The 19,820-nt window shown below is 72.1% G+C and carries 13 protein-coding genes; 9 read left to right on the forward strand and 4 right to left on the reverse strand.

Annotated features, from left to right (window positions below):
* Positions 1 to 49 precede the first annotated feature (49 nt).
* The gene (locus ACFVFH_RS23735; protein WP_383772019.1) at positions 50 to 1,084 is read left to right on the forward strand and encodes an ABC transporter substrate-binding protein; all 1,035 of its coding nucleotides are present in this window, start codon (positions 50 to 52) and stop codon (positions 1,082 to 1,084) included.
* Positions 1,085 to 1,232: 148 nt separating this feature from the next.
* Here ACFVFH_RS23735 and ACFVFH_RS23740 read toward each other — a convergent pair whose 3' ends face one another.
* Together ACFVFH_RS23740 and ACFVFH_RS23745 are read right to left on the reverse strand one after the other, a co-directional pair.
* On the reverse strand, positions 1,233 to 2,531 hold the full coding sequence (locus ACFVFH_RS23740; RefSeq protein WP_383772021.1) for a hypothetical protein: 1,299 nt from the start codon (positions 2,529 to 2,531) through the stop codon (positions 1,233 to 1,235).
* Positions 2,528 to 4,561, reverse strand: coding sequence for a transglycosylase domain-containing protein (locus tag ACFVFH_RS23745; protein ID WP_383772023.1), 2,034 nt, complete (start codon positions 4,559 to 4,561; stop codon positions 2,528 to 2,530). Before ACFVFH_RS23745 ends, ACFVFH_RS23740 begins: the two co-directional genes overlap by 4 nt.
* A gap of 500 nt (positions 4,562 to 5,061) precedes the next feature.
* Here ACFVFH_RS23745 and ACFVFH_RS23750 point away from each other — a divergent pair, with 500 nt between their 5' ends.
* Genes ACFVFH_RS23750 through ACFVFH_RS23780 form a run of 7 tightly spaced genes read left to right on the forward strand, consistent with a single transcriptional unit; the run spans position 5,062 to position 16,624 of the window.
* Positions 5,062 to 6,096 carry a pyridoxal-phosphate dependent enzyme gene (locus ACFVFH_RS23750; RefSeq protein ID WP_383772025.1) on the forward strand — a complete coding sequence of 345 codons (1,035 nt, stop codon included), beginning with the start codon at positions 5,062 to 5,064 and terminating at the stop codon, positions 6,094 to 6,096.
* A 2-nt stretch (positions 6,097 to 6,098) separates the two neighbouring features.
* Entirely contained in the window at positions 6,099 to 7,328 is a 1,230-nt protein-coding gene (locus tag ACFVFH_RS23755; protein WP_383772027.1) for an MFS transporter, read from the forward strand.
* A gap of 58 nt (positions 7,329 to 7,386) precedes the next feature.
* On the forward strand, positions 7,387 to 8,460 hold the full coding sequence (locus ACFVFH_RS23760; protein WP_383772029.1) for an ornithine cyclodeaminase family protein: 1,074 nt from the start codon (positions 7,387 to 7,389) through the stop codon (positions 8,458 to 8,460).
* Positions 8,461 to 8,470: 10 nt separating this feature from the next.
* Entirely contained in the window at positions 8,471 to 9,286 is an 816-nt protein-coding gene (locus ACFVFH_RS23765) for a class I SAM-dependent methyltransferase (RefSeq protein ID WP_383772031.1), read from the forward strand.
* Positions 9,283 to 12,594 carry an amino acid adenylation domain-containing protein gene (locus tag ACFVFH_RS23770; protein WP_383772033.1) on the forward strand — a complete coding sequence of 1,104 codons (3,312 nt, stop codon included), beginning with the start codon at positions 9,283 to 9,285 and terminating at the stop codon, positions 12,592 to 12,594. The genes ACFVFH_RS23765 and ACFVFH_RS23770 overlap by 4 nt, the downstream gene beginning before the upstream one ends.
* On the forward strand, positions 12,591 to 14,345 hold the full coding sequence (locus tag ACFVFH_RS23775) for an AMP-binding protein (RefSeq protein ID WP_383772035.1): 1,755 nt from the start codon (positions 12,591 to 12,593) through the stop codon (positions 14,343 to 14,345). The genes ACFVFH_RS23770 and ACFVFH_RS23775 overlap by 4 nt, the downstream gene beginning before the upstream one ends.
* Positions 14,342 to 16,624, forward strand: a complete 2,283-nt coding sequence (locus ACFVFH_RS23780; RefSeq protein WP_383772037.1) for a M20/M25/M40 family metallo-hydrolase — start codon at positions 14,342 to 14,344, stop codon at positions 16,622 to 16,624. The genes ACFVFH_RS23775 and ACFVFH_RS23780 overlap by 4 nt, the downstream gene beginning before the upstream one ends.
* 57 nt (positions 16,625 to 16,681) lie before the next feature.
* Here ACFVFH_RS23780 and glpK read toward each other — a convergent pair whose 3' ends face one another.
* Positions 16,682 to 18,199 carry a glycerol kinase GlpK gene (gene glpK, locus ACFVFH_RS23785; RefSeq protein WP_383772039.1) on the reverse strand — a complete coding sequence of 506 codons (1,518 nt, stop codon included), beginning with the start codon at positions 18,197 to 18,199 and terminating at the stop codon, positions 16,682 to 16,684.
* Between the two features lie 46 nt (positions 18,200 to 18,245).
* Entirely contained in the window at positions 18,246 to 19,091 is an 846-nt protein-coding gene (locus ACFVFH_RS23790; RefSeq protein ID WP_383772041.1) for an MIP/aquaporin family protein, read from the reverse strand.
* A 211-nt stretch (positions 19,092 to 19,302) separates the two neighbouring features.
* Between ACFVFH_RS23790 and ACFVFH_RS23795 the strand changes: the two genes are divergently transcribed.
* Positions 19,303 to 19,782: a hypothetical protein gene (locus tag ACFVFH_RS23795; RefSeq protein WP_383772042.1), complete on the forward strand. Its 480-nt coding sequence runs from the start codon at positions 19,303 to 19,305 to the stop codon at positions 19,780 to 19,782.
* Positions 19,783 to 19,820: the final 38 nt, after the last annotated feature.

Genomic DNA, 19,820 nt, shown 5'->3' on the forward strand with positions numbered 1-19,820 from the left:
CGCCGTCATCCGCACCCCGCCCTCTCCTCCTCACAAGGACGTGCAACAGATGCGTACATCCATCCGGATCCCGGCCCTGGCCGTCGCCGGTGTACTCGCCCTGACCGGCCTCACCGCCTGTGGCGGCGGCGACTCCGACTCGGCCGGCGGCAACGACAAGGTCAAGATCATGGTCGGCGGCCTCGACAAGGTCATCTATCTGCCCGCGATGCTCACCGAGCGGCTCGGCTACTTCGAGGACGAGGGCGTGTCGGTCCAGCTCCTGACCGAGCCCGCCGGGGTCCAGGCCGAGACGGCGCTGGTCTCCGGCGACGTCCAGGGCACCGTGGGCTTCTACGACCACACCCTCGACCTCCAGGTGAAGGGCAAGCAGGTCGAGTCCGTCGTGCAGTTCTCCCACGCCCCGGGCGAGGTCGAGATCGTGTCCACGCACAGCGCGGACGAGATCGGTTCGGCGAAGGACTTCAAGGGCAAGAAGCTCGGCGTGACGGGCCTCGGCTCCTCCACCGACTTCCTCACCAAGTACCTCGCGGTCGCCAACGGCGTGCGGACCAGCGAGTTCACGCCCGTGGCGGTGGGGGCCGGGCAGACGTTCATCTCCGCGCTCCAGCAGGGCTCCATCCAGGGCGGCATGACCACCGACCCCACGGTCGCCACCATCCTGGACAAGAAGCTCGGCAAGATCCTCGTCGACATGCGGACGCCGGAGGGCTCCAGGCAGGCGCTCGGCGGGCTCTACCCGTCGTCCAGCCTGTACATGCAGACGTCATGGGTCGACAGCCACAAGGAGACCGTCCAGAAGCTGGCCAACGCCTTCGTCAGGACGCTGAAGTGGATGTCCACGCACAGCGCGGACGAGATCGCCGCGAAGATGCCCGCCGACTACGCGCAGGGCGGCGGCAAGGCCCTGTACGCGAAGGCGATCGAGAGCACCCTGCCCATGTTCACCGACGACGGGGTGATGCCCGCGGACGGCCCCGCCACCGTCGAACGGGTCCTGAAGGCCTTCAACCCCAACCTGAAGGACGCCCGGGTCGACCTCGCCAAGACGTTCACCACGGAGTTCGTCGAGAAGGCGCACTGACCGCGGGCCCGGCGGCCCCCGCACCCCGGACGGCGTGCGGGGGCCGGAACGTACGGGGACACGCGGGCCCCGCCCGGTCCGAACGGCCCTGGCGCGTCCGTCGAAAGCCCCGTCCTCCGGACGGACGACGCCACGTTCCGCACACCTCCTAGTCCTTCCAGCTCGGGGGCTGGGCGGGGTCGAGGTTGCGCCACTGCGCCAGAACCTTGGGGTCCTGCGCGTCGAGCCAGTCGGCCAGTTCGCGGAAGGAGACGCAGCGGACCTCCTTGCGGGGGCACACCTCGCGCATCGTCTCCTCGGCGGCGTCCATGTAGATCCCGCCGTTCCAGTCCTCGAAGTGGTTCCCGATGAACAGTGGTGCGCGGCTGCCGTTGAAGACCCGCTCGAAGCCCGCGACATACGCGCTCCGTGCCTCCTCGCGCCAGGCCGGGTACTTCGCGGGGTCGCCCTCGACATCGCCCTCGGACTGGTTGTAGAGGAAGTTGAAGTCCATGGACAGCACCTGGAAGTCCTTGCCGGGAAACGGCAGCATCTGGAGCGGGAAGTCCCAGACACCGTTCTTCTTGGACGGCCAGATCTGGAAGTCGCCGGGGGAACTCGCGTCGTAGCGCCAGCCGAACGGCCTGGTCGCCGGCAGCAGGGTCTTCTGGCCCTCCAGGCAGGGCGCGCGTCCGCCGACGACCTCGCGGGTGGGGTCGAAGGGGAGCGGGTCGAGGTCCTTGTACCCGGTGTTCGTCTTCCAGTTCTGCACGAAGGAGTAGAACTGGGCGATCTCGCTGCCCCACTCGCCGCTGCTCCAGTCCCCACCGCCCTTCTTGTCGCAGAAGTGGCCGTTGAAGTGGGACCCGATCTCGTTGCCCTCGCGCCAGGCGTCACCGAGCTGTGCCAGTGTCGTCCGGATGTGCTCGCGCGTGGGGTACGAGATGGCGGCGGCGCCGGTCTTGTGCTGGGGCGGGTGGTAGAGGTCCCGCTTCTCCTTCGGGAGGAGGTAGATGCCGGTGAGGAAGAAGGTCATGTGGGCCTTGCTCTCCTTCGCCGCCCGGCGGAAGCGCGAGAACATGTGGTCGTCGCCCTCCAGCGCGCCGTCCCACGAGAAGACCACGAACTGGGGCGGACGCTCCCCGGGTTCGAGCCGCTCGGCCTTCAACTGGGCGGGCTGCGGCCCGGTGTAGGACGTGGAGCCGTCGCCCAGGATCTTGATCCTGCCGTCCCAGTTCTCCTCCGGGCTCCCACCGCCCTTGTGGTGTTCCCGGGCGGTCGGCTTCGGGGCGGCGACGGTCCGTGTTTCCCGCAGCGGGGTCCGGTCGTCGGCGGCGTCGTCGGACATCAGCGGGACGAGCGCCGCGGATCCCGACGCCACGAGACACACCGCGAGGCCCAGGACGACACGGCGCGTGAGACGGGCCCGTATCCGGTGGACGGTGGATTCGGCTCTGGTATCAGTCACTTGGTCATGGCTTCCGTGTATGTGTTCCAGATCCGGGCCGGGAGGGGCCCGTCGTCCGCCGCGCGGCCGGCCAGCCCCTTGAGCGGCAGCGGCGCGAGGCTCTTCGTCAGGTCCATGCGGTAGACGACGACGGCGGTGGACGCGGCCGGGCCGTATCCGACGTACCAGCGCGCCGTGTCGTCCTCCGTGGTGCCGGTCTTGGCGGCGACCGCGGCGGGGGAGGCGACCCCCTTCTTGCCGGTGGGCAGGGCGAGCGACGCGGTGACCTCGTCGGCGACCTCGGACCGCATGGCGCGCCTCGGCCGCGGCAGGCCGAGCCGGACCGGCTCGCCGTTGCGGGTGACCTTGCGGACCGAGTACGGGTCCATGTGGGTGCCGTGGGCCGCGAACGTGCCGTAGGCGTCGGCCATCCGGATGGCGCTGGGCGTGGAGCTGCCCATCACGAACGCCGGGACGGGCGGGCCGAAGCTGGAGGGGAGCAGCCCCGAGGCCTCGGCCGTGCTGCGGACCTTCTTCAGGCCCGTGTCCATGCCGAGCTGGAGGAAGGGGGAGTTCACGGACTTCGCCATGGCGTCGTGCAGGCTGATGCGGCCGTGCGAGACATTGCCGTCGTTCTCGCCCTTCACCATCCTGCCGCTGCGGTCCCAGTAGGGCCCCTCGGGTGTCATGACCGGTATGCCGTCGTCGCCGTCGTACTCGGTCGACGGGCCGACGGTGGAGCGCGGTCCGTTGCGCACCCGCGACACACCGTGCTGGAGCCCGGCCGCGTAGACGAAGGGGGCGAACGCCGAACCCGCCGGGACGGTGCTCGCGTTGGATTCGTTGAACGCCTGCCGCTCGTAGTCCGGTCCGCCGTAGACCGCGAGGATCCGGCCGTCCGGGGCGACGGAGGCGGCCCCGAACCGGACGGACCGGTCGGCCTTGCGCCGTCCGGGGTCGAGTGTGCCGCGCGCTTCGCGGACGGCCCGGGTGAGGGCGGTCATCCGGGGCTTCTCGAAGGTCGTGTAGATCTGGTAGCCGCCGAGGTCGAACCGTGCGTCGGAGATGTGTCCGGCCCGCTTGGCGTACGACTCGGCGAGCTGGACGAGATAGCCGTCCTGACCGCCCGCGTTGTTCGGCCGGTGCGGGGGCCTGGGCTCGGGGAAGGTGGTGTACGTGGCCCGTTCGGCCCGGCTCAGCCTGCCTATCTCCACCATGCGGTCCAGCGTCCACTTCCACCGGGCGACGGCCCGCTTGCGGTTGTGGGGATCGACGGCCGGGTCGTACAACGAGGCGCCCTTGAGCAGGGAGGCGAGGAACGCGCCCTCGCTGGCGTTCAGTTGGGTGACCTCCTTGCCGTAGTACGCCTGCGCGGCCCGCTGGAGACCGTAGGTGCCGCGGCCGAACCAGCTGGTGTTCAGGTACTCCTGGAGGATCTTGTCCTTGCTCAGACGGCGGTCCAGCTTGACCGCCAGCAGCATCTCGGTGAACTTCCGCGAGAAGGACTGGTCCTGCGTCAGATAGACGTTCTTGACGTACTGCTGGGTGATGGTGGACCCGCCCTGGGTGTCCCCGTCGCCGACCGTGCGCCACAGCGCGCGGGTGATCCCTTGCGTCGATATCCCGTGGTCGGAGTAGAAGTCGGCGTTCTCCGCGGCCAGTACGGCCCACCGGACGTGGTCGGGGATCTTCGACAGGGGCATCTCCTGCCGGCTCACCCAGCCGGTCCGGGCCATCGGTGTGCCGTCGGCCCAGTAGTAGACGGTGTCCTGCTGGGTGGCGAACGCGTTGAGGTCCTCCGGTATGTCCGTGCGCGCGTAGGCGATGCCCACCACGGTCACCAGCGTCGCGGTGAACATCAGCGCGGAGCCGAGGACCAGCCGCCAGGAGGGCACCCATCTTCGCCAGCCGCTCCGCCCGGCGCGCGGATAGTCCGGTCGGCGCGGCAGGCGGGTGCGTCGGCGTTTCGTCTGTTTCCGGCGCCCCGTTCCGGGGACCAGCGCTGCCCGCGCGGCCCGCGCCGTTCTGCTCCATGCGTTGTGCAGTGTCATTCCGTCCAGCCATGACAGGCCGGGCCGGTCGCAGACCGCGACCGGCCCGAGCGTTGGTCATTGCGCGTCCGCCGTCACACGCCGGCACGTCGACTCCTGGGCACCAAAGGCCAAAGGATGACCGAGAGTTGTGGTGCGAAGTCACGTAAAGATAACAGGCCCTCGGGAGGGGTCGTACCGGTCGGCTTTCCGGACCACCGGGCCCGGCCGGAGGCCACCGCGGCGGTCCCCGGGCCCGGCGCCGAACCGGCCAATTCATTTCTCCGCATTCGCCCGGACCCGCCACGACACCGGACCGTCTTCGCAGCCTCGGGGCGCCCGGCGGTGTGCGGTGGCCCGGGGAGGCCGGAGCGTCAAGCGCTGTTCCGGCCAAGCCCGTTGCTCACCGTCCGACAGTGCCGTGGTGGCGCCGGGGGCCACCTGCCTAAGGTCTGAGAGCGCGCAGCGGGGCCGGTCCGTCGATCCGCCATGGCCACACACGTATCGCACAGGGGGAAGCAGTGTCGCGTGTCAATCCCGTCCTGGCACGGGCTCTCAGATCAACTCCCTTACTCCGCCTGGACGTCGCCCACCGGGGCCGGGTGCGACGTCTGGGACTCAAACTCGAAGAACACGGCCCCACCGGATCGGTGAAGGACCGCAGCGCCGTCGGACTGCTCCGGGCGCTCCACGAGGAACGGCCGCTCACCCCGGGCACGGTGGTGGTGGAATCCACCTCGGGCAACCTGGGCCTCGCCCTGGCCCGGCTGCTGCCCACCGTCGGCTGCGACTTCCTCGCCGTGGTCGACCTCAAGACCCCGCACACCACCCGCCGCGGACTCGCCGACAGCGGAGCCAGGGTGATCGTCGTGGACGAACCGGACGGCCTGGGCGGCTATCTGCTGAGCCGGCTGCGCCGGGTGCGCGAACTCTGCGCGGACAACCCCGATTACCGCTGGCCCGACCAGTACGAGAACTGGGCCGCACCCGAGATCCACCGGCGCACCACCGGACCCGAACTCACCCAGCAGGCGGGACCGGAACTCGGCACGGTCTACGTACCGGTCTCCACCGGCGGCACCCTCGCCGGCATCGCCGCCCACCTGCGCGAGCACCGTCCCGACGTCGTCGCCGTCGCCGTGGACGTACGCGGCTCCCTGGCCGTCTCCGGCAGCGCCGGACGCCGCCTCGTCCCGGGCATCGGAGCGAGCCGGCCATCCGTCTTCCTGAAGGCCCCGCACAGCTACGACCGCGCCGTGCACGTCGACGACATCGACGCCATCGCCGTCTGCCGGATCATCGCCGAGGACATCGGCCTCGCGCTCGGCGGCTCCAGCGGCTGCGCCGTACGGGCGATGCTGAGCGACCAGGAAGAGGCCCCCGGGGACGACCGTCTCGTGGTCTGCCTGGCCGCGGACGGCGGCACCAAATACCGCGACACCCTCTACTCCGACGACTGGGCGGCCGAACAAGGTGTAGCCAAGGAGATCACCTCCGCCGTGCGACGACTGCGCGGCGAAGGACTCTTCTTCGACCGGAAGCACCAGGAGCACTGAACATGGGCACCAGCACCACCCTCGACCGGCAGCCGACGCGCCCCGGCCTCCGGCAGTTCCTGCCGCTGGTGCAGGGCGCCACGCTGATCGAGTGGACCGGAACGGGCCTCTTCCTCGCCGTCTCGACCATCTACTTCGTCAAGGTCGCCCACCTCAGCACCGCGTCCGTCGGCACCGGCCTCACCATCGGCGGCGCCGTCGCCGTCGCCACCGCCGTCCCCATCGCCCGGCTGGCCGCACGGTTCGGGCCGCAGCCGGTGCTGATCGGTGTGATGCTGCTGCGCGCCCTGGCCACCGTCGGCTACCTCCGGGTGGACGGCTGGTGGAGCTTCCTCCTCGTGGTCGCCGTCATCGCCGTCACCGAGCAGTCCTCGCCCCCGCTGGTCCAGTCGTACGTCGGGGCACGCGCCCCGCAGAGCCTGCGCGCCAAGGTCATGGCCGTCCAGCGCACCGTCGTCAACCTCGGCATCAGCCTGGGCGGGCTGATCGCCGGGGTCGCCCTGGGCTCCGGCTCGCCGGACGCCTTCCGGCCGCTGCTGATCGGCGGCGCCCTCGCCTATGTGGCGGTGGCCGCCGTGTACGCCACCGCACGGCGGGAGGAGGTCGTGACGGTGGTCGAGGGCGCCCGGGTGTCCGACCTGCTCAAGGACCGCCGGCTGCTGGGCTTCACCGCGTACAACGCACTTGTGTCGCTCTGGATGCCGGTCCTCAACGTGGCCTTCCCGCTCTGGCTCGTCACCGAGACGGACGTACCGGAGCGCTACGTCGGCATCCTGTACGCGGTCAACACCGTGCTGTGCATCGCCCTCCAGTACCCGCTCAACCGCTGCTACAGCACCACACGCCGGGCCTGGTTCTCCTACGCGGCCGCGGCACTGCTGCTCGGCGCGGGCGCCCTGGCCTTCGCCGCCGCGCCCGGCTTCGGGGCACGGCAGGCACTCCTGGTGCTCGGCGCGGCCGTCGTCCTCCTGACCTTCGCCGAACTGCTCCAGGTCGGTGCCTCCTGGACCCTCTCCTTCGACCTGGCACCGGAAGGGTCGCGCAGCGCCTATCTGGTGCTCTTCAACACCAGCCGCACGGTGGCCAACCGGGTCGCGGGCCCGGTGCTGATGACCGGTGTCGTCCTCGCCCTCGGCACGGCCGGCTGGATCGCGCTCGCCGGTGTCCTGCTGCTCGGCTCGCTCGTCCCCTTCGCGACGCTCCGCGCGGCGCGCACCACCGACGGCGGCTGAACCCGCCCCGCACCCTCCCCACCGCAACCGACCCCTTCGCCAAGGAGCCCCGCACCTCATGGACTTCGAGCAATACCCCGACAGCCACTTCCGCTATCTGACCCGGGCGGACGTCATCGAGGCCGCCCGCGACGTGGACATCGTGGCGGCGGTGGCCGAGGCGCTCACGCTGCACTCCGCCGGACGGTCCGTCCTCCCGGAGGAGGCCTATCTCGGCTGGACCACCCCGCAGGGCGACGCGGCCAGGCTGCTGGCCATGCCCGGCGCACTCACCCAGCAGGGGCGCCCGCCGGTCATCGGCATGAAGACCATCAACGCCTCGATCGGCAACCCGGGACGCGGAATACCCCGCTCCCAGGGCTTCACCCTGCTCCTCGACCCGGAGACCGCCCGGCCCCTCGCCCTGATGGAGGCCGCCTACATCAGCGCGATGCGCACCGCCGCGGTGACCGCGCTCGCGGTGCGGCACCTGGCGGTGGCGGAGCCGCGCGCTCTGGCGCTCCTCGGCTGCGGCGCCCTCGCCCAGGCACACATCGCGCTGCTGCTCCGCACCGTCCCCACCCTGCGCCGCATCACCCTGTACGACGTGGCGCCCGACCGCGCGAAGTCCGTCGCCCACCACATCGCCTCGCTGCCCGGTGCGGACGGCGTCGGGACGGTGGTCGCCGACGGGCCGCGCGAGGCGGTGCGGGACGCCGAACTCGTCGTGCCCGTCACCACGGTGACCGAGGGGTACATCGAACCGGAGTGGCTGCGCCCCGGCGCGCTCGTCTGCCACGTCTCGCTGGACGACCTCACCGAGGCGTCCGTGCTCGCGGCCGGCACCGTGATCGTCGACGACTGGAGCCTGGTCCGCGACGACCCGCGACGGCTGCTCGGCCGGATGCACCGGGCGGGCACCCTGCTCGGCCCAGACGGCACCCCCCGCGAAGGGGTGACCGCCCGGCCCGGGGCGCGCCGCGTCGACGGCACGCTCGGCGACGTCCTCGCCGGGAGGCACCCCGGCCGCCGCGACCAGGACGAGATCGTGATCAGCAACCCGTTCGGGATGTCGATCCTCGACGTCGCCGTGGCCGACCGCATCCACGCCCGCGCCGAAGCCGCCGGTCTCGGCGCCCGGCTCACGCTCTGAGGGGATCCGCATGACGATCGACCAGAACATCCAGGAGATCAACCGCACCATGTGGTCGTACGGCGAGTACCGGCACGTCGCCGACCTGCTGCGGCCGGGCGCCGTCGAGCTGGTCGACCGGCTCGCACCCGCCGAGGGCACCGCCCATCTCGACGTCGCCACCGGCAACGGCAACGTCGCGCTGCTGTCCGCCCTGCGAGGCTGCCTCGTCACCGGACTCGACCTGACCGACGAGTTCTTCCCCGACGCACGCGAACGGTTCGCCCGGGCCGGGGTCGAGGTGGAGCTGCACCGCGGCGACGCCCAGGAACTCCCCTTCGCCGACGCCTCGTTCGACCTGGTGACCTCCACCTACGGAATCCAGTTCGCGCCCGACCACACCGCGTCCGGCGGGGAGATCTCCCGCGTGCTGCGGCCGGGCGGCCGCATCGGCATGTGCAACTGGACGGCCCGCAGCTGGACCGCGCACTTCCAGGAGATCCTCTCCGCCTACTTCCCCTCGCCCAACGGGCACCAGGGACAGCCGATGCTGTGGGGCTCGCCGGACTACCTCGCCGAACTCCTCGGCCCCGGCTTCACGGTCACCTCCGAACGCCGCGAACTCTTCTACCCGTTCGCCACCGCCGAGGACCTGGTGACCTTCTTCGAGAACTGCTTCGGCCCCTGCATAGCGGCGAAGAACACCATCTCGCCGCCCTCGCGGTGGAAGGAACTGCGAGCGGAAATGGTCGAGATGACCGAGGGGTTCCACACCACCGACGCCCGCGGCACGGGCGTACCCGTCGAGTACCTGCTGGTCGTCGCGGAGAAGCGGGCAGCCCGGTGACCGCCCTGCCCGGACACTACCCGCGGCTCCCCCTGGCGGAAGGCGCGCGGGAACGCGCCGTCGCCGCGGCACTCACCCGGCACGAACCGTACGAGCTGCGCGACGGGGTCCACGCCCACGTCGACCGGTTCGCGGCCGAGCGGCCCGAGCGGATCGCGGTCGAGGACGGCGAGGTCCGCCTCGGATACGGGCGGCTGGCCGAGCTGATGGGGCGCGTCGCGGCACAGCTGGCCGCCGCCGGGATACGGGAGGGGCAGATCGTCGCCGTCGGCGGCCGGCGCGGCGCCGACGTCATCACCGCCTTCCTCGCCCTGGAACTGCTCGGCGCCGTCTACCTCCCGGTCGACGCGAGCTGGCCCGCCGCCCGCGTCGAGTCCCTGCTCACCGACAGCGGCGCGGCACTGCTGCTGACCACCGGCACCCCGGCGGAGACCGGTGAACTCGTCAAGGGCGCCCGCGCGGCCGGTGTGCCCACCACCCCACCGCTCCCGGCGGACACCCCGTACACCCGGACCCGGCCGCCCGCCCCCGACGAAGTGCGCTACGTCCTCTACACCTCCGGCTCGACCGGCCGCCCCAAGGCCGCGGTCGTCGAGCACCGGGGGATGCTCAACCACCTCCGCGCCAAGATCGACGACCTCGGGCTGACCGCCGACGACCGGCTGGCCCAGACCGCACCGCTGAGCTTCGACATCTCCGTCTGGCAGATGCTCGCCCCGCTCCTCGTCGGCGGACGCGTCCAGGTCCTCGCCGACGAACAGGCCCAGGACGGCGCCCTGTTGCTGGAGGAGCTGCGCGCACGCGGGACCACGGTGCTGGAGACCGTGCCCACCCTGATGCGCTTCCTGCTCGACGCCCAGGAGACCGCAGGAATCCGGCCCGGCGCGCTGCGCTGGATGATCGCCACCGGCGAGGAGCTGCCCCCGGCGCTGGCCCGGCGCTGGCACGACACCCTGCCGGGAATCCGGCTGCTCAACGCCTACGGCCCCACCGAGTGCTCGGACGACGTCACCCACGCCGAACTCGGCGCTCCCGCCCCCGGAGTACGCCACCTGCCGATCGGCTCCCCCATCGGCAACGCCGAGCTGTACGTACTGCGCGAGGAGAACGGGCAGTGGCACGCCTGCGCCCACGGGGAGACGGGGGAGCTGTTCGTCGGGGGACTCGTCGTGGGACGCGGCTACCTCGGTGACCCGGAGCGCACCGCGCTCGCCTTCTTCACCGACCCCTTCCGCCCCGACGGCGGACGCCTCTACCGCACCGGGGACGCCGTGCGCGTCCTGCCGGACGGGCAGCTGGAGTACCTGGGCCGGGTGGACCGACAGGTCAAGCTCGGCGGCGTACGCATGGAACTCGCCGAGATCGAGGCGGTGCTCGGCGGCCACCCCGCCGTCTCCGCCTGCGCCGTCGCCGTCCACACCCCCGACGACACCGGGGCCCTGGTCGCCCGGGAGAGCGCCCACACCCCGGTGGCCGCGCAGCCGCCCCGCCTCGTCGCCTATGTGACCGCCTCCGGAGACGAACCGGCCGAGGCGGCGCTGCGCGCCCATCTGCGCGACCGGCTCCCCGCCCCCATGGTGCCGCACACCTTCGTCGTCCTGCCCCGGCTCCCGCTCACCCGCAACGGCAAGACGGACTACAAGGCACTGCCCGCACCACCGCGCCGCAGCCGTCCCGACACCCGTACGTACACCCCGCCGCGCGGCGAGGCGGAGACCTCGATCGCGGCACTCGTCGCCGGACTCCTCGGCACCGGCCGGGTGGGCAGGGACGACCGGTTCCTGGAGCTGGGCGGCGACTCGCTGCTCGCCATGCGGCTGGTCGCCGCCCTGCGCGAGGCCGGATCGCCGGCCGGTCTGCGCGATGTGCTGCGCGACGGCAGCCCCGCAGCGCTCGCCGCGCTCGGCCACGGCCGGCGGCCCGCGACCGGTGCCCGCCCGGCGGCGGTGCGGGACGACGCGCCGCGCACCCGGCCGCTCACCCCGCAGCAGGCGGGCGTCTACTTCCACTGGCGGCTCGACCCGCTCAGCCCCTACTACAGCTACCAGGGCTCCCTGGAACTCGACGGACCCCTCGACGTGGCACGGCTGGCACGGGCCTGGCGCCTGCTGCTCGCCGAGAACCCGCTGCTCCTCGCACGGTTCGCCGAGACCGACGGGACCGACGGGCCGGAAGCGGCGCACGAGGTGGTGCACCACTACCCGCACTGGGAGGTGCCGCTGCCCGCCGAAGCCCGGGACATCACCGCCGAGGCCTTCCGCGCGGTGGCCGCCGAGGAGGCCGCCAGGCCCTTCGACCTCCTGGGCGAACCGGCCCTGCGCACCGCGCTGTTCCGGCTCCCCGGCGGACAGCACCGGCTCCTGGTCACCATGCACGAACTCCTCCTCGACGGCTGGGGGGCGACCGTGCTGTTCCAGCGGCTGGCCGAACTCTACGAACAGCGGCCCGCCGGACCCGACCCCGAACGGGCCACCCGCTACGACCGCTACCTCGACCACCTGACGGAGCGGCTGGCCACCGACGAGGTGGCCGAGGCGGGGGAGTACTGGCTGCGCCGCCTCGCGGGCGAACTCCCGGCGCTCCAGATCGCCCAGCGAGCACGGCCCGCCGCCCCCACCTATCGGGGCGAGATCACCGAGGCGGTCCTCGACGAGGAACTCTCCCGGCGGCTGCGCGACACCGCGGTGGCCGCGTCCGCCACCGCCTTCGTCCCCCTGCTGGCCGCCTATGCACTGGCCCTCGGCTACTACAGCGACACGGACGAGGTGATCATCGGCGCCCCGATGGCGGGCCGGGAACGGCCGGAGACCGCCGACGTGCCCGCCTTCACCCTCGCCATGCTGCCGCTGCGCGTGAACCTCGACCCGGCCGCGACCCTCGCGGAGTTCACCGCGCAGGTGCGGGAGACGGTGTACGACGCCTACGCCGCCGCCGAACACCCCTTCGGCTGGACGCTGCGACGGCTCCCGGCCGCCGCACGGAGCTCGTCGGCGACCCCGGTCTTCCAGACCATGCTCAACATGCTGCCCTACCCGGCGCGCGCCACCACCGCCTCGGACGTCCGGTTCCGCTTCGTCGAACTGGACACCGGCTACACCAAGTACGACTGCGCCCTGTACGTCCAGCCGCACGGCCCCGGCCGACTGCTGCTCCAGTACGCCTACCAGCGGGAACTGCTCGACGCACCGGCCGCCCGCAACGTACTGGAATCCACTCTGATCGCACTGCGGGCCCTCACCGACCCGGAGCGCGCCGAGCACACCACCGTTCGTTCCCTCGACCTGCTGCCCGGAGACGATCAACGATGACGACGCCGACCCTGCTGGAACGCTTCGCCGAGCAGGTGGCGGCCCACCCCCGGGCCGTCGCCCTGCGCCACACCGGCACCAGCGTCAGCTACCGCGAACTCGACGAATGGAGCGGCCGACTGGCCGCCCGGCTCACCGCCAAGGGCACCGGCCCCGGCTCACTGGTCGCACTCGCCGCCCAGCGCGGCCCCGCCGCCGTCGCCGGGGTCCTCGCCGTGCTGAAGACCGGCGCCGCCTACCTCGGGCTCGACCCCGCGATCCCCGTGCGCAGACAGCGCCGGATGGTGGAGGAGACCGGACCGCACTGCGTCCTGGCAGAGCCCGGACTCGACCAGTTCCCCACCCTGGACGCACCGCGCGTCACCCTGGCGCCCCTCGCGGACGGCCCGCTCCACCAGGCCCCCGAGCAGGAGCCGGACGAGGACGCGCTCTTCCACGTCGTCTACACCTCGGGGACGACCGGAAACCCCAAGGGCGTACGCATCAGCCACCGTTCGGTCAGGGGCCGGCTGGAGTGGATGTGGCGGGACCACCCCTTCCCGGAGAACGCGGTGCTCGCCGTCCAGAAGTCCCTGGCACTGGTCGCCTCCCCCTGGGAACTGCTGGGCGGACTGCTCCAGGGCGTTCCCTCCGTCGTGCTCGCCACCGACGAACTCCTCGACCCCGCGCTCTTCGCCGCCGTCGTCGAACAGGAACGCGTCACCCATCTCTTCCTGACCCCGCAGCTCATCGCCGGGCTGCTGGAGGAGAGCGCCGGCCGCCCCGGCGGGCACCGGCCGGTCCTGGTCACCAGCGGCGCCGACACCCTGCCGGTCGACACCGTCCTGCGCTTCCGCGAGGTCTGGCCCGGCACCACCCTGCTCAATCTGTACGGCATGACGGAGACCGCCTCCAACGTCGCCGCCTACGACACCGCCCTGCTGCCCGCCGACGCCGAACGCGTCCCCGTCGGCAGCCCCGTGGCGGGCGCCGCCCTCTCCGTGCGCGACCGCCTCGGCCGACGGCTGCCGGCCGGTGCGACCGGCGAGGTCTGGGTGTCCGGGCCGCCCCTGGCCCTCGGCTACGTCGGCGGCGACGGCGAGGACCGCTTCACCACCGACGACGCCGGGAACACGCACTACCGCACCGGCGACCGGGGCCGCCTGCTCCCGGACTCAGGACTGGAGATCACCGGCCGCGCGGACAACCAGATCAAGGTGCGCGGCTACCGCGTCGAACTGGAGGAGATCGAGGCCACCCTGCGCAAGGCACCCGGCGTCACCGACGCGGGGGTCTACGCGGAGACCGAGGACGGCGAAACACGCATCGTCGCCTGTGTCACCGCCGACGAGGAGACCGGCGCCGCCGCACTCCGCGCCCATCTGCGCGACCGGCTGCCCGACTACATGCTGCCCGCCCGTGTCCAGCAGGTAGCGCGGCTCCCGCTCGGCACCAACGGCAAACTCGACCGCACCGCCCTGCGCACCCTCGTGGCGGGCATCGGCCGGCAGGAGGCGGCCGGATTCACCCCGTCCGACGCCACCGAGACCGCCGTCGCCGAGCTCTGGAGCGAACTCCTCGGCGCACCGCCCGCGTCGGCGGACCAGAACTTCTTCGACGCCGGGGGCCACTCGCTGCTCGCGGTACGGCTCGCCAACCGGCTGGCCACGGTGGCGGGCCGCCGGGTCCCGTTGCGCCGCATCCTCGGCGCCCCCACCGTCACCGCGATCGCCGCCGCGTGCCGCGAGATCCAGCAGGAGGACCGGATATGAACTCCCCATGGCTGACCCTGCCGGGCGAGCAGCGGCCGGACGCCACCAGCACCCTCGCCGTCTGCTTCGCGCCCACCGGCGCCCACGGCTCCACGTTCGCGAGCTGGCACGACGGACTCCCCGAGGGCGTCGCCCTCGCCTGCGTCGTCCCGCCGGGGCGCGGCACCCGCGTGGACGAGGAGCCGGTCACCGACATGGCCGCCTACGCCGACGCGGTGGCGGCCGGGATCCGCGAACTGCGGGCCGGACGGCGGCTGGTGCTGATCGGGGTCAGCCTCGGCGCCCTGCTCGCGTACGAGACCTGCCGCCGGCTGCTCGACTCCGAGGTGCCCGTCGCGCGGCTGTGCGCCGTCGCCGGGCAGTGTCCCGCCGACTTCCACGGCCGCGGCGAGGAGGTCACCGTCGAGGACGCCCGTGCCTTCGTCGCCGGGACCGGACTGACCGACCCGGAGCTGCTCGCGGACCCCGAGTTCGAGGAGGTGCTGCTGCCGCCCGTCATGGCCGATCTGCGGCTGGCCGCCGGGTACGACGGCCGGCGGGGAGCCGTCCCGCAGGTGGAGCTGCGCGCGGTGTGGGCCACCGAAGACCCGCATGTGCCCGAGGTCACCGTGCGCCGCTGGGCCGAGTGGACCCGGGGCGCGTGCACCCTGCTCTCCGTCGAGGGCGGGCACTACGCCCACCAGGAGAATCCGGCCGCGGTCATCGCCGCCTGCCTCGACGGACTTCCCGGCACCCGGCCGTCCCGGCGTTCCGTGCTCGGCGCCGGGGCGACGGCCGTCGCGTCCACGGTGCTGGGCCTCGGCGCGGTGGCCTCGGCGGCGCCCGCGGCGCGGGCCGACTCGGCGCCGGGCACGGGGAGCGGGACGGGCGGCGCCTCCTTCGACGGCGACCCCACCGACCCGGTGGACCTCGCCGTCGCGATGATCCGCCACAACACCAGCAACCCGGGCGACGGCGCCGTCACCCTGCCGCTCGCCCGGATGCTCCAGGGCATCTTCCGGTCCGCCGGGGTCGCCACCGAGATCGTGCCCACCCCGAAGGACGGCAACGTCCACTTCTTCGCCCGCGTCCCCGGCAGCGGACCCGCGACGAAGAAGCCCCTCGTTCTGCTCGGCCACTCCGACGTGGTGCCCGCCATCGGCGACCGGTGGGAGACGGACCCCTTCGCCGGGGACATCGAGGACGGCAAGCTGTACGGCCGCGGCTCGCTGGACATGAAGGGCGTCAACGCCGCCTTCGTCGCCGCACTCCTGCGCCATGTCCGCGAGGGCGCGGCCTTCGACCGCGACATCGTCTTCTGGTCCGACTGCGACGAGGAACAGGGCCCCTACGGCGTGCGCTGGTTCCTCACGGAACACCCCGGCAAGGTGGCGGCGGGCGCGGTCATCACCGAGGGCGGCTGGGTGCTCAACCAGCGCGACGGCACCACGCCCATGATCGCCTCGCTCACCTGCAACGACAAGCGTTCGCTGCTGCTGCGCCTGGAGACCGCCTCGTACGCCACCCACACCTCCAAGCCGTTCAGCGGCCAGGCGGTGATCCGGCTGGGCGAGGTGCTCGACCAGCTCGGGCAGTGGCGTGCCCACATCCGCCCGAACGCGCTGTCCCGGCAGTACTTCGCCGAACTCGCCCGTGCCACCACCGACCGGCACTTCGCCGAGGCGCTCCGGGAGATGCTCGACGCCCGCACCGACCGGCAGCGGGACCGGGCCGGGGAGAGAGTGGTGCGCCTCAGCGAGACCCCGGAGCTGCACAACGCGATGCTGCGCACCACGCTCGCCTTCACCGCCGCCCGGTCCGGCTACTACCCGAGCATCGTGCCGGGCACGGCGACCGCGGAGTTCCGGGCCGCCTTCCTGCCGGGGGCCGAGGACCCCGGACGCGTCGTCGCCGAACTGCGCTCGCTCATCGGCAACCGGGCGACGCTGAGCGTCGTCGGCAACCCCGGAGAGAGCGAACAGCAGGCCCTGGACCGGCTGCGCGGCTATCTCGCCACGCCCGACTCCGACTACGACACGGACGTCTTCCGCGCCTGGCGGAGCGCCGTACGCCGGACCCACCCCGGAGTACGGGCCACCGCCTGCCAGTTCGAGGCGGTCACCAGCGCGGTGCCGTTCCGGGAGGAGAACATCCCCGTGTACGGCATGTATCCGTTCACCGTGAACCGGGACATGCTCAAGCGCATGCACGGCACCGACGAGCACATCGGTGTCGACGCGCTGCGGCAGGGCACCGAGACCGTCTACCAGCTCCTGGCCGGGCTCCGGACCGACGCCTGAACCCCCGGCGCGCCGTGCGACCAGGTCCCGGCCCGGACCGCACGGCGCGCCGGAGCGTCACTCCACGCTCACCCAGTCCAGGGTGCGTTCCACGGCTCGCTTCCAGTTCGCGTATCCCTCGGCCCGCCGCTCCTCGCTCCACTGCGGCTCCCAGCGCTTCGACTCCTGCCAGTGCTCCCGCAACTCGCCCTGGTCCCGCCAGAATCCGGTGGCCAGCCCGGCCGCGTAGGCGGCACCGAGCGCGGTCGTCTCGGCGACGACCGGGCGGCTGACCGGGACGCCGAGCACATCCGCCTGGATCTGCATGCACAGGTCGTTGGCCGTGACCCCGCCGTCGACCTTGAGCACATCGAGGTGGACGCCGGAGTCCTGCTCCATCGCCTCCACCACGTCCCGGCTCTGGTAGCAGATGGCCTCCAGGGTGGCCCGTGCCAGATGGCCGTTGGTGTTGTAGCGGGCCAGGCCGACGATGGCACCCCGGGCGTCCGAGCGCCAGTACGGGGCGAAGAGACCGGAGAAGGCCGGTACGAAGTACATCCCGCCGTTGTCCTGGACGGTCCGGGCGAGGTGTTCGCTCTCGCTCGCGGAGGTGATGATCTTCATCTGGTCGCGCAGCCACTGCACCGCGGACCCGGTGACCGCGATGGAGCCCTCCAGGGCATAGACCGGCGCACTGCGCCCGAACCGGTAGGCGACGGTCGTGAGGAGCCCGTGCTTCGACCGGATCAGCTCCGTACCGGTGTTGAGGACCAGGAAGTTCCCCGTGCCGTACGTGTTCTTCGCCTCGCCCGGTTCGAAGCACACCTGCCCCACCGTGGCGGCCTGCTGGTCGCCGAGCACCCCGGTGATCGGGATCGCCGCGCGCAGCGGCCGGGACGTACGGGTGCGCCCGTACGCCTCCGCGTCGGAGGAGGGCCTGATGGCCGGGAGCATCGCCCGGGGGATGCCGAAGACCTCCAGCAGTTCCTCGTCCCAGTCGAGCGTCTCCAGGTTCATCAGCATCGTCCGGCTGGCGTTGGTCACATCGGTGGCGTGGATGCCGCCGTCGGGGCCGCCGGTGAGGTTCCACAGCACCCAGCTGTCGGTGTTCCCGAACACCGCGTGCCCCCGCTCCGCGGCCGCGCGGACCCCGTCGACGTGGTCGAGGATCCACTTGATCTTCCCGCCGGAGAAGTAGGTGGCCGGCGGGAGTCCCGACTTGCGCCGGATCACCTCGCCATGGCCCTCCTTCTCCAGGGCCTTGGCGATCGAGTCGGTGCGGGTGTCCTGCCACACGATGGCGTTGCAGTACGGGCGGCCGGTGCGCGGGTCCCAGACCACGGTCGTCTCGCGCTGGTTGGTGATCCCGATGGCGTCGAGATCGGTGGCGCTCAGCCCCCCGGTGCGCAGAGCGGTCTGCATCACCGAGTTGGTACGTTCCCAGATCTCCACCGGGTCGTGCTCCACCCACCCGGGCCGGGGCAGGATCTGTTCGTGCTCCAACTGGTGGCGGGCCACTTCGTTCCCGCCGTGATCGAAGATCATGAAGCGGCTGCTGGTGGTGCCTTGGTCCACTGCTCCGACGAAGTCCGCCATGGCGTGCTCCCTCTCCTGAGTCCGGGCGCGGTGATGGGACCGGGCGTCACTTCTCGGGCAGTACGGGGATGCTGCCCTCCGGTTCCTCCTCAGGCGAGGGCAGGAAGCGGCTGATGAGGGCCTGGTAGAGGAACGCCCCCACCAGGCCGCCGACGAGCGGCCCCACGATCGGCACCCAGAAGTAGAGGTTCCCGTACTGGTCCCGCCACGCCCCGCCGTATCCGGTGAGGAAGCTCGCGAGCCGGGGGCCGAGGTCACGGGCCGGATTGATCGCGTACCCGGCATTGGTCCCGAAGGCCATGCCGATGGCCACCACGATGAGGCCCACGACGAAGGGGCTGAGGTTGACGCCCGGCGGGGTGTTGAGGAGGTCGGTGACCGCGAAGATGAGCAGGATGAGGATGGCGGTGCCGATGACCTGGTCCCGGAACGCTCCCCATTCGTGCACCGGAAGGGCCGGGTTCCCGTTGGCGGGCAGGGTGGAGAAGACGAACTGCGTCTTGATCGTGTGCCCGGGATCCGCCTTCGCCAGCGCCTCCGTGTAGTTCCACCGCACCACCAGCGCCCCGACGAACGCGCCCGCGAGCTGCGCGAGGGAGTACGGAGCCACCTTCCGCCAGGGGAAGTCCTTGAAGGCGGCCAGCGAGACCGTCACCGCCGGATTGAGATGGGCGCCGCTCAGCCGGCCCGCCACATAGACGCCCAGGGTGACGCCGAGGCCCCATGCCCAGGCGATGCTGTCGTGATTCCCGAGGCCGCCGGGCGGGTCGGTGAGCGCACCTCCCGCCACGACCTGGGCCACGACGCCACAGCCGAAGAGGATGAGAATCATCGTGCCGAGAAACTCCGCGGAGAGCTCCCCGGCGATTCCCGATTTCCTGAGCCGCTGCATGGGATCTCGCTTCCTGACGGTTCACGACTGTGGGCGGCATAGATCCACGTCCGAGAGTAAACGGCAGGAATTGGTTCCGCATTCGGTGACGAAAACGCTGTTTCCGCACCTCCCGGGACGGGAACGCGCCGCTCCCGCAGCCGGATGGTCCGGGAACGGGCGACGGCTCCGGGCGGCCGGAGGAGCGGGCCGGCACCGGGCCGGAAACCCGGTGGGGGTATCGTCGGCCTCGCACCGCAGGACCCGTACGAGCGAAATGGGCGAGGCAGCCGTGGACCGCCGACGGACGCGCACACCGGGCACGTTCCGGCTGTTCGTGCTGTGCGCCGTGCTGTCCGGGCTGTTCCTCATGCACGGCGCACCGGCGAGCGCCGCGGAGGGCTGTCACGACGCGATGGCCGTGACCGCGTCCGCGTCCGTGCCCCCGACGACGACCGCCGGTCACTCTGCGGCGCCGGGCGGGCACGGACCCGCTCTCGCGGCCGGGGCCCGGTCCGAGGCGGACGGCGGGTCGTGCGTCTTCACCCAGGCCCGTGACCGGGTGCTGCCGTTGCCGGCGGCGCCGGGGCCGGCGCTCCCGGCCGTCCGGGAGCTCGCCGGGCACCGCAGCGCCGTACACGGACCGGAACGGCGGGGACCGCCGTTCGCGGGGAGGGATCTGCTGCTCCAGGTGGGCGTCGCGCGGACGTGACGGGACCCGCCGGTCCGCCGCCCTTCGGGGCCGGACCG

Source organism: Streptomyces sp. NPDC057697 (assembly GCF_042799335.1).
In the GTDB taxonomy this organism is placed as follows: domain Bacteria; phylum Actinomycetota; class Actinomycetes; order Streptomycetales; family Streptomycetaceae; genus Streptomyces.